This window comes from Methylobacterium sp. ARG-1 (assembly GCF_001262595.1).
Classification (GTDB): Bacteria; Pseudomonadota; Alphaproteobacteria; order Rhizobiales; family Beijerinckiaceae; genus Methylobacterium; species Methylobacterium brachiatum.
Map to the genome: position 1 here is coordinate 22,100 of NZ_LHCD01000028.1, position 13,155 is coordinate 35,254.

Consider the following 13,155-nt stretch of genomic DNA (forward strand, 5'->3'; position numbering starts at 1 on the left):
CAGGTGCGGATCCCGCGCCACGGCCAGGATTGGGTCGAGATTGAGAGATTGCGCCGGTTGTGACGCGTCCCGGCAACCGCCCCGTTTCCGGACCGTATCCAGCCGGCGCAGTTATAATACCTTAACCATAAGTACACGAATGGTCGCGCAGGGTCTGGTGATGGACGGCAATTCGGCCGTCTCCGGCGCGTGGCGATGCGATGAATCCAGCCCGTCTCGCCGTCCTCGGCATCGCCCTCGCAGCGGGCGGCGGGGCGGCGTTCCTGATGAGCGGTGGCGATCCGCCCCCGCCGCCGCCGGCCCCCAAGGCCGAGTTGCCGCCGCCTCCGATGACCGAGGTGCTGGTGGCCGCCGCCGACATGCCGATGGGCCAGGTTCTGCGGGCCGCCGACCTGCGCTGGCAGCCCTGGCCGGACGGCGCCATGACGGCGGGCTACATCAGCCGCAAGGACAACGCGAAAGCGCTGGACGAAACCGTCGGCGCCTCCGTGCGCTCGAGCTTCCTCGCGGGCGAGCCGATCCGGGCGCAGAAGCTGGTCCGCCCCGACAGCGGCTTCATGGCCGCGATCCTGCCCGCCGGGATGCGCGCGGTCGCCATCGTCACCGACAGCCGCGGCACCAACTCGGCCGGCGGCTTCATCCTGCCCAACGACCGCGTCGACGTGATCCGCACCTTCCGGGACGATGCCAATTCCCGCGCCAACAACAGCGAGGTTCAGCTCTCCCAGACCATCCTGACCGACATCCGCGTCCTCGCGATCGGTCAGCTGATCCAGGAGAAGAACGGCACCAACGTCGTCACCGGCGAGACCGCGACGCTCGCCGTCACCCCCGCCCAGGCGGAGACCCTGACGCTCGCCCAGAAGGTCGGCTCGCTGTCGCTCTCGCTGCGCAGCCTCGCGGATGCGGGGCGACCGGTCGAGGCCCAGCCGGTCGATGCCGCGATGGCGCAGATGCCCGAACCCGGATTGACCGTCGTGCGCTTCGGCGTCGCGCGGCAGCAGACGCCGTGATCCCCATGATTGTCCTGCCGCGTTTCCTCCGCCCGGCGCGCGCACTGGCGCTTCTCACGCTGATGCATGCCGGCCCGCTCCTGGCGCAGGAGCGCCCGGCCCTCGGCCCGGCCCCGGTGCTCACGGTGGGCTCCGCGGAAGCCGCCTCGTCCCGCCGGGTCGAGCTGACCGCGGGCCGATCGGTGATCGTCGACCTGCCGCGGGACGCCAAGGAGGTGTTCGTCGCCAACCCGGCGGTGGCCAACGCGGTGGTCCGCTCGACCCGGAAGGTGTTCGTGATCGGCATGGCGGACGGCGCCACCTCGATCTTCATCATGGATGCCGAAGGCCGCCAGATCGCCGCCCTCGACGTGACCGTGGCCCGGGACCTCAACCTCGGGACCCTGCGCGAACTGCTCGGCCAGAGCATCCCGGGCGGCCGCTTCGACGTGCGCTCCTCGGGCGCCTCGGTGCTGCTCTCGGGCTCGGTGAACTCGTCCTCCGACGCCCAGCAGGCGATCGACATCGCCAACGCCTTCGTCGGCCTGGGCGGCGGCGCAGCCGCCACGGGGGCGCCGAGCGGCGGCGTCTCGGCCGGCGCGCGGGGCGCGGTGATCAACAACCTCACGATCCGCAACAAGGATCAGGTGATGCTCCGCGTCACCGTGGTCGAGGTGTCCCGCAACGTGCTGAAGCAGTTCGGGATCAACATGACCGGCAATTGGTCGGCGCTGAATCCGCTTGGTTCGGCCGCGTCGCCGGCCCTCGCGAACAACCTGCCGTTTCCGATAACGGGCGGAACGACGCCAACCACTAACCAGATCCAAGCCTCCGTCCAGGGGGCCGGCTTCTCGCTCCAAGCAACGCTCAAAGCGTTCGAGCAAGCCGGTGTTTCGCGCGTCCTTGCCGAGCCGACGCTGACAGCGATTTCCGGCGAGGCGGCGAAATTCCTCGCCGGGGGCGAGTTCCCGGTCCCTTCGGCCGCATCGAGCTGTGTCGGCGGACTCTGCTCTGCACCCGGGATCACCTTCAAGCCCTACGGCGTCGCGCTGAGTTTTACGCCCGTGGTCCTGGCCGACAACCGCATATCGATCCGCGTCGCCACCGATGTGACCGAGATCGATGCCCAGACAAGCTTCAACTACACGAACGACGGTGTCACCACTGCCATCCCGGGCACGCGCGTGCGCCGCTCCGAGACTACGGTCGAGCTGCCCTCCGGCGGCGTGATGATGACCGCCGGCCTGATCCAGCAGACGAACAGACAGGCGATCACCGGCCTGCCCGGCCTGATCAATCTGCCGATCCTCGGCGCGCTGTTCCGGTCCCGGGACTACCAGCGCATGGAGACCGAGCTAATGATCATGTGCACCCCCTACATCGCGCGGGCGATGGAGCCCAAGCAGGTGACCCGGCCCGACGACAACTTCGTCGACGCCACCGACGGGCAGGCGGTGCTGCTCGGGCAGGTCAACCGCCTCTACGGCAAGGTCGGCGCCGCCCCGCTCGGGCGCACCTATCGCGGCCGCGTCGGCTTCATCGTCGAGTAGCGCCGCGCTTCCAGGACCGGATCCATGACCCGACGTCGCCCGCCCGCCCCATCCCGCCGGCCAGCCAGCCTCCTGGCCGCCTGCGCGCTCGGCCTGCTGGCCGCTGCCTGCAAGGGCGAGCCCGCCACCACGGGCGGCATCGACCTGTCCGATTACCGCGCCCGGCACCCGATCGTGCTGGCCGACGGCACCCGCAGCCTCGACGTGTTCGCCACCGGTCCGGGCCATCTCGACCCGCGCCAGGCCGGCGACATCGACGCCTTCATGCTGGAATACCGCCGCTACGGCCGCGGCGGCATCCTGATGGAGGTGCCTCAGGGTCTGCCGCCGGCTCAGGCCGCCGCCGTGGCGCGTACGGTCGCGGCCGTGAGCCGGCGCAGCGCCGAGGACGGCGTCGGCGCCCGCGAGATCGCCCAGTCGCCCTACCCGGTGGCGGCACCGGGGCTGGCCGCGCCCATCCGTCTGAGCTTCCACCGCATGCAGGCCAAGGTCGCCGACCAGTGCGGGCTCTGGCCCCAGGATCTCGGCACCTCGAACTTCGCCTCCGACTACGGCAACCGGCCGAGCTGGAACCTGGGCTGCGCGACACAGGCGACCGTGGCCGCCCAGGTGGCCGACCCGGTCGACCTCGTGCGCGGCCGGCCCGAGGGCCGGATCGACACGGTCAAGCGCGTCCGGGACATCGGCCAGTTGCGGGACGGCAAGGATCCGTCAACCACATGGCGGCAAGATGGGACCAACGCCGTCAAGTCCCAGGTCAGCAACTAGGACAGGCGGTGCCACTCCCCCCGTCCCCACCACTCACGCCGCGACCCGAGCACGGACCCGAAAGTGTCGTCATGGCGGACCTATCCGAGACATCCGAGCGTACGATCGCCCCGGTGCCCCGGATCACGATCCAGGCCTTCTGCGAGACCGGCGAGACCGCCGCGATGATCGAGGGCGCTTCCCTCGACAGGCGCATGCAGAAGGCGCAGGTCAAGGTCCGGATGGGCGGCGGCGCCGCGGCGATCGAGGCCTACCGCCACGCGCCGACGCCCAACGTCATCGTCATCGAGACCCAGGGTGTCCGCTCGAAGCCGGTCGAGTGCCTGGATGCCCTCGCCGAAGTCTGCGACGAGGGCACCCGCGTCCTGGTGATCGGCCACGTCAACGACGTGACCCTGTACCGGCAGCTGATCCAGCGCGGCGTGTCCGACTACCTGATGGCGCCGGTCGAGCCGCTCACCCTGATCGCGGCGATCTCCGACCTGTTCACCGCGCCCGGCGTCAAGCCGGTGGGCCGCACCGTGGCGGTCTACGGAGTCAAGGGCGGCATCGGCGCCTCGACGGTGGCGCATAACTTCGCCTGGTCGGTGGCCCGGAACCAGGGCGTGCAAACGGTGATCGCCGATCTCGACATCGCCTTTGGCACCGCCTCGCTCAACTTCAACCAGGACCCGCCGCAGGGCATCGCCGAGGCGGTGTTCGCGCCCGAGCGCCTGGATTCGGCCCTGGTTGAGCGGCTGCTGTCGAAATGCAGCGACAACCTCAGCCTGCTCTCGGCCCCGGCGAGCCTCGACCGGACCATCGACCTGTCCGAGCCGGCCTTCGATTCCCTGATCGAGTACCTGCGCGCGAGCGTGCCCTGCGTGGTCCTCGACATCCCGCACCAGTGGAGCGCGTGGTCGAAGCGCGTCCTCACCGCGGCCGACGAGATCCTGATCGTCGCCGGTCCCGATCTCGCCTGCCTGCGCAACGCCAAGAACCTGCTCGGGGCGCTCAAGCACGGCCGCCCGAACGACCAGCCACCCCGGGTCCTGCTCAACGGCGTCGGCATGGCCAAGCGGCCGGAGATCGGCACGGCCGAATTCGCCAAGGCCCTCGACGCGCCGATCGCAGCCACGATTCCGTTCGAGCCGACCCTGTTCGGCACGGCCGCCAATAACGGCCAGATGATCGCCGAGATTCAAGCCGGCTCGAAGGTGGCGGAGCTGTTCAACGACCTGGCGGCGGTCACCCTCGGTCGCCCGGAGACCCGGCGCAGCCGGTCGAGCCTGCTGGAGCCGCTGCTGGCCAAGCTCGCCGGCCGCAAGGCCTCGTGATGCGCGGGACCTTCGCCGGGACGATGCCTCACGCGGGCCGCTTGGATCTGACGCATGTTCGGTAGGCGACAATCCGGAGCCGCCCCGGCGGCGCCCGCCCCGGTCCCGCAGATGCGGACCGCCCTGCCGGCGGCACCGGTGCTGCGCGACGCCGCGCCGGCACCGACGCCGCCCAAGCCCGCCGCCCCGGTGGTGGTCGAGAACCTGCGCTCCGAGGATTACTACCGGACCAAGAGCCTGATCTTCGGCGCCCTGATCGAGGCGATCGACCTCACGCAGCTCGCGCGACTCGACGCCGAGACCGCCCGGGAGGAGATCCGCGACATCGTCACGGAGATTATCGGGCTCAAGAACATCGTCCTGTCGATCGCCGAGCAGGAGGAGTTGCTCGACGACATTTGCAACGACGTGCTGGGCTACGGCCCGCTGGAGCCGCTGCTCGCCCGCGACGACATCGCCGACATCATGGTCAACGGCGCCAACCGGACCTTCATCGAGGTCGACGGCAAGATCCAGCTGACCAATGTCCGCTTCCGCGACAACCAGCAGCTGATGAACATCTGCCAGAGGATCGTGAGCCAGGTCGGGCGACGCGTGGACGACGCCTCGCCGATCTGCGACGCGCGCCTGCCGGACGGCTCCCGCGTCAACGTCATCGCGCCGCCGCTGGCCATCGACGGGCCGGCGCTCACCATCCGCAAATTCAAGAAGGACAAGCTGACCCTGGAGCAGCTGGTGCGCTTTGGGGCGATCTCCCCGGAGGGCGCCGAGGTCCTGAAGATCATCGGCCAGTCCCGCTGCAACGTCGTCATCTCGGGCGGCACCGGCTCGGGCAAGACCACGCTGCTGAACTGCCTCACCGCCTTCATCGAGCACGACGAGCGGGTCATCACCTGCGAGGACGCGGCCGAGCTGCAGCTCCAGCAGCCGCACGTCGTGCGCCTGGAGACGCGCCCGCCGAACATGGAGGGCCAGGGGCAGGTCACCATGCGCGACCTCGTCAAGAACTGCCTGCGCATGCGGCCCGAGCGGATCATCGTCGGCGAGGTCCGCGGACCCGAGGCGTTCGACCTGCTCCAGGCGATGAATACCGGCCACGACGGCTCGATGGGCACGCTTCACGCCAACAGCCCGCGCGAATGCCTGTCGCGGATCGAGTCGATGATCTCGATGGGCGGCTTCACGCTGCCATCGAAGACCCTGCGCGAGATGATCTGCGGCTCGATCGACGTGGTGATCCAGGCCATGCGCCTGCGCGACGGCTCCCGGCGCATCACCCACATCACCGAGGTGCTGGGCATGGAGGGCGACGTCATCACCACGCAGGACGTGTTCCTCTACGACATCGTCGGCGAAGACCCGAACGGCAAGCTGATCGGGCGCCATCGCTCGACCGGGGTCGGGCGGCCGAAATTCTGGGAGCGGGCCCGCTATTATGGCCTGGATCGCCGGCTCGGCGAGGCGCTCGACGCCGCCGAAATCGTCGACGGGGCGTGACCATGGCGGACGCGTCCCAGATGCCGCTCGCGGCCGGCCTGATCGGCGTCGCGGTGGCGGCCGTCGCGTATGTGGCGGTGCTGCCGCTGCTGGGCGGCCAGCGCCGGGCGAACCGGCGGCTGAAAGCGATCGGCGTCACGGCCTCCGGGGCGGCGGTGCGCGGCGTCGCGGTCAACCGGCGCGAGCAGGTCGCCAAGACGCTGAGCGAGATCGAGGCGAAGGCCAAGAACGCCAACAAGGCCACGCTGGAGCTGAAGCTAGCCCGCGCCGGCCTGAGCTGGACGAAGCGGACCTTCTACACGGTCTCGGGCGGCTGCGGCGCCGTCCTCGGCCTGCTGCTGTTCCTCATCACCGACAGCCCGGTGGCGGCGGCCGGCGCCGCCTTCGCGGGCGGCTTCGGCCTGCCCGCCTGGATGCTGCGCCACCTGCGCATCCGGCGCATCGCGAAGTTCAACAAGGAACTGCCCAACGCCGTCGACGTGGTGGTGCGCGGCATCCGCACCGGCATCCCGGTGGGGGACTGCTTCCGCATGGTCTCGCGCGAGGCCGAGGAGCCAGTACGCAGCGAGTTCAGGACGGTGATCGAGAGCCAGGCGATGGGCCTCTCGCTGGGCGAGGCCGTCTCGCGCCTGTTCGAGCGGGTGCCGACCGCCGAGGTGAACTTCTTCGCGATCGTGATCAACATCCAGCAGCAATCGGGCGGCAACCTGTCGGAGGCGCTGAACAACCTCTCGGTCGTGCTGCGCGACCGGGCCAAGATGCGCGGCAAGGTCCAGGCGATGAGCATGGAGGCCAAGGCCTCGGCCTCGATCATCGCGTGCCTGCCCTTCGGCGTGGCCGGCATCACCACGCTGACGAGCCCGGATTACATCTCGCTGCTCTGGACGACGGATGTCGGCAAGATCGCCCTCGTCGGGGCGGCGATCTGGATGTCGCTCGGCGTCTTCACGATCCGCAAGATGATCGCCTTCGACTTCTGAGCCCGCCCGGATTCGGACCCCGTTCCATGATCGACGCCATCGCGGAGAAGCTGTTCGATCCCCGCTTCATGGGCACGCTGCTGACCGCCATCGCGGCGGCCGCGACCGCCTTCGCGGTGGCGCAGCCCTTCTTCGAGTCGGACAAGCTTTCCAAGCGGATGAAGCTCGTCAGCGACGAGCGCGAACTCATCCGGCGGCGGGAGCGCCAGGCGGACCGGGCCCGGCCGAACGAGCGGGCGACCCTGCGCGTGGCGCCCAAGGCCTATATGAAGTCGATCGTCGACCGGTACCAGCTCCACCGCTGGCTCGGCACCGATACGGCCAAGCGCAAGCTGATGATGGCGGGTTATCGCGGCCAGGGCGCGGAGACCACGTTCCTGTTCTTCCGCTTCGTCGTCCCTGTCGCGTCGCTGATCGCGTCCGCGCTCTACCTGTTCGTGCTGGAGGTGATCGACGCCTCCTACCTGATGCGGATCGGGATGGTGATCGGCGCGGCCTATACGGGCATCAAGGCGCCGGAACTGTTCCTGGTCAACACCGCCAAGAAGCGGCAGGCGGAGATTCGCCGGGCCTGGCCGGACGCCCTCGACCTGACGCTGATCTGCGTCGAATCCGGCATGGCGATCGAGAACGCGTTCCGGAAGGTGAGCACCGAGATCGCCGCCTCATCGGTGGTGCTGGCCGAGGAGCTCGCTCTCATGACCGCCGAGATGTCGTTCCTGCCCGACCGGCGCCAGGCCTACGAGAATCTCGCCATGCGGACCGGGCTCGAGCCGGTGAAATCGGTCGCGACCGCGCTGATCCAGGCCGAGCGCTACGGCACGCCGATTGGCCAGGCGCTCCGGGTGCTGAGCCAGGAGAGCCGCGACCAGCGCATGAACGAGGCGGAGAAGAAGGCGGCCAGCCTGCCGCCCAAGCTGACCGTGCCGATGATCCTGTTCTTCCTGCCGGTGCTGTTCGTCGTCATCATCACGCCGGCCGTCATCCAGGTCATGCGCACGCAGTGATAGCCGTGCGCATGACCCGGTGATGGTTCAACGGATGCGGCCGGGGCGGGTCGGCTCGAACACGATCCGACGGTGGAAGGCGCACCAGCTCTTGCCGTCGGAGACCGGCGCACCGCAGCAGATCGCGCGGTCGTTCGGCTCGCCGATGATGTACTTGCACACGAAAGCCCCGGACTGCGCGAAGGGCACGCGCAGGTCCGCCGAAGGCTCCTGGACGCCTTCGGCATCGCCGATCTGAGACATGCGGACGAGTTGATTCATGGCGGTGATCGGCTCAATAAGCAGCTGCACGGTCGGCGCGGGCGCCTCGGCAGTGAGGGAGGGTTGAACGCCCTGCCTTCAGGCGGCGGCCCCGTCTCGCGTGTCCGGGACTTGCGTCTCGCGGAGCGGCATCGGGGGCGACCCGCCCGAGCCGGCCTCGACGGCTGGCGCGGTGAGCGTCATCGTGTTGTCGTAACTGGGGTTACAACGATTGAAAACAAGACCAGCGTGCATTCGCTGCATCGGACCACGGTGCGGGGTGCGTAGCTGGCCGCGGAGTCGCGGCTCTTCGGCCTCGATCCGCAGGGCCTGACGAAACCGCCGGAACGCGCCGCCGCAGCCCGCGACCGGGCGTGCAACCGGCCCCTGGCTGTGGTTTGGTGGGCGCTCACGCGAACAGAGCCGGATTGCGGATTATGGCCCACCCGCCCCTCGTGACCCCCGAATGGTTGCACGACCGCCTCGATGCGCCCGACATCGTGGTGCTCGACGCCTCGTGGTACCTGCCGGCCGCCGGTCGCGACCCGGCCGCCGAGTTCCGGGCCGCCCATATCCCCGGGGCGCTGCGCTTCGACCTCGATGCCATGAGCGACACCGAATCGAGCCTGCCGCACATGCTGCCGCGCTCCGACGTGTTCGCCTCGCGGATGCGGGCTTTGGGCATCGGCGACGGCATGCAGATCGTCGTCTATGACGGCCAGGGCCTGTTCTCGGCCCCCCGGGTCTGGTGGATGCTCAAGACCTTCGGGGTCCGCGACGCGCTGGTGCTGGATGGCGGCCTGCCCGCCTGGATCGCGGCCGGCTACCCGACCGAGGACGGCGACCCCGCCCCGCGTGAGCGGCGCCACTTCACCGCCCGCCTCGACCACGGCGCCGTGGCGGATGCGAACGACGTCGCCCGGGCTCTTGAGACCGGCTCGGCCCAGGTGGTCGATGCGCGCTCGGCCACCCGCTTCCGCGGCGAGGAGCCGGAGCCGCGCCCGGGCGTGCGGCCGGGGCACATGCCGGGCGCGCACAACCTGCATTACGCGTCCCTCCAGCGCGACGGCCGCCTGAAGAGTCCGAAGGAGCTGGAGCATCTGTTCGCGGAGACCGGCATCGATCCCGACCGGCCGGTCGTGACCACCTGCGGCTCGGGCGTGACCGCGGCGATCATCGCCCTGGCGCTGGAGACGATGGGCCGGCCGGCCCGCGGCCTCTACGACGGGTCGTGGTCGGAATGGGGTGCCGACACGGCGCGCCCGGTCGCGACGGGCGCTTAGGAAACCCCTGGTTCAGGCGGTGCGCACCGCGCGGCGCTTGTCGGCGGCGCTCCACTGCATCAGCCCGACCATCACCGCGATGGTGCCGACATAGACCAGCCCCTGCAGGGCGGTTGGTCGGTCGGTGTAGCCGACGAGCGCGTGCAGCACCCGGCCCGGCCAGGAATTTTCCGCGATCACCCCGGAGCTGTTCCACAGGGTCTGGCCGAGGACATCGACGACGCCGGCATTGGACAGGAACTGGGCGGCCTGCGAGGCCAGTCCCGCGGCGAGGAAGATGATCAGCGCGCTGGTGATCGAGAACACGTACCGGCTCGGGATCGCGGCCAGGCCGAAATAGGTCACCGCCGAGAGGAGGATGCCCGCCCCGATGCCCGCGAAGGCGCCGAACTGGATATCCGCACCCGAGGTGCCCGACGCCACGAGACCGTAGAGGAACAGCACCAGTTCCGCACCCTCGCGCAGGATTGCGGCGCCGACGACGATCGAGAGGGCGGCGGCCTCGCGCTCGCCCGAGCGCACGGCCTCGCCCGTCGCCCGCAATTCGCCCGCGAGTTCCTTGCCGTGCTTGCTCATCCAGGTGTTGTGCCAGATCAGCAGCAGCACCGCGACGATCAGCACGGCGGCGTTCAGGATGTCCTGGCCGCTGCCCTCGAACGCGTCGGAGATCGATTCCGCGAACAGGGCCACGAGGCCGGCCCCGGCGAGGCCGCCGGCGACGCCGAGCAGGACCCAGCGCATCCGGCCCGGGATGCCCCGGGTGGCCGCCAGCACGATCGAGATGATCAGGCCGGCCTCGATGACTTCGCGGAAGGCAATGATGAAGGCGCCGATCATGGCGTTCTCCTCAGTTGAACGCGGACCGCGCTACCAGACCCAGAACAGGAGCACCCAGTTGGCGACCGAGAGGGTCACCGCCGAGGCGATGCAGGCCGTGGCTGCGGCCCGCTGCAGGCCGCCCGCCGCCAGGCCGGCGACGCGCCACGCGAGCCACACGCTCCACAGGCCGGAGCCGATCAGCATGACGGCGCGGATCTCCGACACGTACGGGATGTGGATGCCGTCACCGCGCAGGAAGGTGACCGTCAGCGCCGAGAGGCCCAGGAAGACGCCGCAACCCGCCACCGGGATCAGCGTCTGCGTGAGGTGGTGAAAGCGCGGGCGCGACCAGCCGCCGAGCGCCACGGTCGCCAGCGCCACGATCCCCGACAGGGCCAGCCCTAGGATGACGGTCGCGGCGCCGATGTAGGCCAGCAGCAATCCGCCGTCGAGCAGGGTCATCACGTCGCTGTGGTCGGGGTAGTTCGTCAGCACGAACCACGGCGCGGACATCTCCAGCGGCCAGGTGATCCCGTGCTCGATCAGCCAGGTGGCGACGATCTGCTTGGCCTCGACGAACCAGGGGCTCGACGACCACTGGAACGCGCCCACCGCCAGGGCCAGCATGCCGAACAGGATCAGCACGGTCTGTTCCAGGCTCGGCTCCTGGCCGGCGACGTGGACGATCTCGTGGTTGGGCGAGCGCAACGCGAGGCGCACCGCGCCGCGATGGCCGCTGCAGCGCCCGCACATGTGGCAGGAGCCGGAGCCGCGCATCGCCTTCACCGGCACCAGGGGGGCGCAGTTGAAATGCTCGGTTCCCTGCGCGGGCTTGGGCGAGGCGGCCCAGGCGGCGCGGTCCACCTGGAAGCTGATCGGCGCGAGCTTCGAGAGCACCGCGAACACGCCGTTGACCGGGCAGAGGTAGCGGCACCAGACCCGCTTGTTGCGCCCGTAGAGCAGGCCGACGCCAATCGCCGCGAGCGTCGAGCCGCCGAGCACGGCGAGCACCGGCTTCGGATAGCCGTAGACGCTGGTCATCTGGCCGTAGACCGTGGTGCCGGCAAATGCCAGGAACGGCCAGCCCTGCCAGGTGATCCAGCGCGGCACCGAGTAGCCCCGGCTCCAGCGGCTGGCGAACTCGCTGAGCGCCCCCTCGGGGCAGAGCACGCCGCACCAGGCGCGGCCGACCAGCACCATGCTCAGGAGCACGAACGGCCACCAGATGCCCCAGAACGCGAATTGCGCGGCGAGCGTCAGGTTGGTCCAGATATGCGCCGTGTTGTCGGGCAGCGGCAGGAGCGCGGGCACGATCACCAGCACGCCGTAGACCCCGACGATCACCCATTGCACGGCGCGGATCATCCCGCCGTGCAGCCGGAGCCAGTCGCCGAAGCGGGCGAGCCGCTCGTCGATCATGTCCCGGCGCGAGGGCGCCTCGGCGAGGAAGGTCTGGGACGCCACCGTCAGGACGCGCTCACTTGGCCACCAGGGTGGCTTTCGCCTCGGGATGGAAATCGTCGAACACCTGGTAGGTGCCGGGATCGAGGGTGCGGAACACGATCGCCGAGGTCGAGCCCGCCGCCAGCGCCTTCTCGCGCTTGAGTTCCGTGCTCTCGAACTCCACCGGCGACTGGCCGGTATTCGAGATCTCCAGCTTGAACCGCGTGTTGGCAGGCACCTCGATGACCGCGGGCAGGATCACGCCGTCGCGCATCTCGACCTTGATGACCGGCATGTCGTCCGCACGCGCGGAAGTCGCCGTCCAGGAGGCGACGAGGAGAGCGGCGGCGAGCCGGAGGGGGCGCAACGAGCGTGACACGGATATCCCTTCGGTTCAGTAGGCGCCCTTCTTGCCGACGCCGGCGAAGGTGAAGTCCTGGGTGACGTCGAAGGGCTCGAACCACGGGCCGACCCCGGTCTCCTTGTCGACGTGGCGGCCGAAATGGCTGTCCTTGCCGGGCGGCGCGACCGTGACCTTCAGACGGTAGCGGCCGGGCCCGAACAGCTTGACGTTGTCGCCGTAATGCGGGCCGTCATTGGCGACCATCGGCATCAGCAGGCCCGACACTTTCTGGTCCGTCGGCTTGTCGCCGTCGAGCTTCACCGCCTCGAAACGGACCTCGAGCGCGGGCACCCAATCGCCTTCCGCGAAGCCGTTCCGGTTGTCCTTGGCGGCGCGGATATCCGTCTCGAGATGCAGGTCCGACTGCGCGGCTTCGCGCATCATGCCGGGCGGGTCCATCTCGATCGGCTGGAGGTACACGGCCGCGACCTCCAGGCCGTTCTTGGTTACGTGCGGACCGATCGGCACCTCCTTGGCGGAGGCGGCACCCGCGCTCGCAAGGAGGGCAGCCGCGGCGAGGCCGCGGAGAATCGGGAAGAGAGTCGAAGCGCGCATGGCATCGCACATAACGCTCTCGGCAGAAGTTTCAAAGAGGCAACCCGCGGTCTATCAAATCATAACAATTCTAAACTAATACCTCTGCAGCCTTGGCGAATGGTAGTTCTTGATCTTTACCTGCGGCATTGCCGAGTTGTGGTGTGCGGGCTGAAGTTATTCCGCCCGCTGTGGCCGGGCCTATCTTGACCGGTGGAGGGATGCAGGGATCGTCACGCCGTTGCCATGCGAGCCGACGACAAGGTGGCACAGGACGAGAAAACGGTGCGGTCTGTGTTCGAGACGATCCGGAACGGCTTGCG

General features: G+C 69.3%; 13 protein-coding genes. 8 read left to right on the forward strand and 5 right to left on the reverse strand.

The annotated features are described in order from the left end of the window. Positions 1-200 precede the first annotated feature (200 nt). The 7 genes from cpaB to AKJ13_RS21855 all read left to right on the forward strand — a co-directional run bounded on the left by cpaB (position 201) and on the right by AKJ13_RS21855 (position 8,110). The gene (cpaB, locus tag AKJ13_RS21825; protein WP_050735252.1) at positions 201-1,013 is read left to right on the forward strand and encodes a Flp pilus assembly protein CpaB; all 813 of its coding nucleotides are present in this window, start codon (positions 201-203) and stop codon (positions 1,011-1,013) included. A gap of 62 nt (positions 1,014-1,075) precedes the next feature. After that, positions 1,076-2,542: a type II and III secretion system protein family protein gene (locus AKJ13_RS21830; RefSeq protein WP_244471679.1), complete on the forward strand. Its 1,467-nt coding sequence runs from the start codon at positions 1,076-1,078 to the stop codon at positions 2,540-2,542. 24 nt (positions 2,543-2,566) lie between these two features. Beyond that, the gene (locus tag AKJ13_RS21835) at positions 2,567-3,310 is read left to right on the forward strand and encodes a CpaD family pilus assembly protein (RefSeq protein WP_050735254.1); all 744 of its coding nucleotides are present in this window, start codon (positions 2,567-2,569) and stop codon (positions 3,308-3,310) included. Positions 3,311-3,381: 71 nt separating this feature from the next. Next, positions 3,382-4,626: an AAA family ATPase gene (locus tag AKJ13_RS21840; RefSeq protein ID WP_050735255.1), complete on the forward strand. Its 1,245-nt coding sequence runs from the start codon at positions 3,382-3,384 to the stop codon at positions 4,624-4,626. 54 nt (positions 4,627-4,680) lie between these two features. Continuing rightward, positions 4,681-6,123 carry a CpaF family protein gene (locus tag AKJ13_RS21845; RefSeq protein WP_050735256.1) on the forward strand — a complete coding sequence of 481 codons (1,443 nt, stop codon included), beginning with the start codon at positions 4,681-4,683 and terminating at the stop codon, positions 6,121-6,123. A 2-nt stretch (positions 6,124-6,125) separates the two neighbouring features. Continuing rightward, positions 6,126-7,103 (forward strand): type II secretion system F family protein, encoded by a 978-nt coding sequence (locus AKJ13_RS21850; RefSeq protein WP_050735257.1) that lies wholly within the window; start codon positions 6,126-6,128, stop codon positions 7,101-7,103. A gap of 26 nt (positions 7,104-7,129) precedes the next feature. Continuing rightward, on the forward strand, positions 7,130-8,110 hold the full coding sequence (locus AKJ13_RS21855) for a type II secretion system F family protein (RefSeq protein WP_050735258.1): 981 nt from the start codon (positions 7,130-7,132) through the stop codon (positions 8,108-8,110). A 27-nt stretch (positions 8,111-8,137) separates the two neighbouring features. Here AKJ13_RS21855 and AKJ13_RS21860 read toward each other — a convergent pair whose 3' ends face one another. Then, positions 8,138-8,371, reverse strand: a complete 234-nt coding sequence (locus AKJ13_RS21860; RefSeq protein ID WP_039903524.1) for a GcrA family cell cycle regulator — start codon at positions 8,369-8,371, stop codon at positions 8,138-8,140. A gap of 416 nt (positions 8,372-8,787) precedes the next feature. Between AKJ13_RS21860 and sseA the strand changes: the two genes are divergently transcribed. Continuing rightward, a complete protein-coding gene (gene sseA / locus AKJ13_RS21865) occupies positions 8,788-9,633 on the forward strand; it encodes a 3-mercaptopyruvate sulfurtransferase (RefSeq protein ID WP_050735259.1) in 846 nt (281 codons plus the stop codon). 12 nt (positions 9,634-9,645) lie between these two features. Here the strand turns inward: sseA and AKJ13_RS21870 are convergent, their stop codons facing one another. The 4 genes from AKJ13_RS21870 to AKJ13_RS21885 are packed head-to-tail and all read right to left on the reverse strand — an operon-like array spanning position 9,646 to position 12,853. Beyond that, positions 9,646-10,470 (reverse strand): FTR1 family protein, encoded by an 825-nt coding sequence (locus AKJ13_RS21870; RefSeq protein ID WP_050735260.1) that lies wholly within the window; start codon positions 10,468-10,470, stop codon positions 9,646-9,648. A 30-nt stretch (positions 10,471-10,500) separates the two neighbouring features. Beyond that, the gene (locus AKJ13_RS21875; protein WP_050735314.1) at positions 10,501-11,871 is read right to left on the reverse strand and encodes a 4Fe-4S binding protein; all 1,371 of its coding nucleotides are present in this window, start codon (positions 11,869-11,871) and stop codon (positions 10,501-10,503) included. A 58-nt stretch (positions 11,872-11,929) separates the two neighbouring features. Then, on the reverse strand, positions 11,930-12,274 hold the full coding sequence (locus tag AKJ13_RS21880; RefSeq protein ID WP_050735261.1) for a cupredoxin domain-containing protein: 345 nt from the start codon (positions 12,272-12,274) through the stop codon (positions 11,930-11,932). Positions 12,275-12,289: 15 nt separating this feature from the next. Continuing rightward, a complete protein-coding gene (locus AKJ13_RS21885) occupies positions 12,290-12,853 on the reverse strand; it encodes an iron transporter (protein ID WP_200905682.1) in 564 nt (187 codons plus the stop codon). Positions 12,854-13,155 lie beyond the last annotated feature (302 nt).

Excerpts from the sequence above, each read along its gene's own strand:
- AKJ13_RS21885 (WP_200905682.1), bottom strand. The coding sequence starts at position 12,853 with ATGCGCGCTTCGACTCTCTTCCCGATTCTCCGCGGCCTCGCCGCGGCT.
- AKJ13_RS21830 (WP_244471679.1), top strand. The coding sequence starts at position 1,076 with ATGCATGCCGGCCCGCTCCTGGCGCAGGAGCGCCCGGCCCTCGGCCCG.
- AKJ13_RS21855 (WP_050735258.1), top strand. The coding sequence starts at position 7,130 with ATGATCGACGCCATCGCGGAGAAGCTGTTCGATCCCCGCTTCATGGGC.
- cpaB (WP_050735252.1), top strand. The coding sequence starts at position 201 with ATGAATCCAGCCCGTCTCGCCGTCCTCGGCATCGCCCTCGCAGCGGGC.
- AKJ13_RS21845 (WP_050735256.1), top strand. The coding sequence starts at position 4,681 with ATGTTCGGTAGGCGACAATCCGGAGCCGCCCCGGCGGCGCCCGCCCCG.
- AKJ13_RS21835 (WP_050735254.1), top strand. The coding sequence starts at position 2,567 with ATGACCCGACGTCGCCCGCCCGCCCCATCCCGCCGGCCAGCCAGCCTC.
- AKJ13_RS21870 (WP_050735260.1), bottom strand. The coding sequence starts at position 10,470 with ATGATCGGCGCCTTCATCATTGCCTTCCGCGAAGTCATCGAGGCCGGC.
- sseA (WP_050735259.1), top strand. The coding sequence starts at position 8,788 with ATGGCCCACCCGCCCCTCGTGACCCCCGAATGGTTGCACGACCGCCTC.
- AKJ13_RS21840 (WP_050735255.1), top strand. The coding sequence starts at position 3,382 with ATGGCGGACCTATCCGAGACATCCGAGCGTACGATCGCCCCGGTGCCC.
- AKJ13_RS21875 (WP_050735314.1), bottom strand. The coding sequence starts at position 11,871 with ATGATCGACGAGCGGCTCGCCCGCTTCGGCGACTGGCTCCGGCTGCAC.
- AKJ13_RS21860 (WP_039903524.1), bottom strand. The coding sequence starts at position 8,371 with ATGAATCAACTCGTCCGCATGTCTCAGATCGGCGATGCCGAAGGCGTC.
- AKJ13_RS21850 (WP_050735257.1), top strand. The coding sequence starts at position 6,126 with ATGGCGGACGCGTCCCAGATGCCGCTCGCGGCCGGCCTGATCGGCGTC.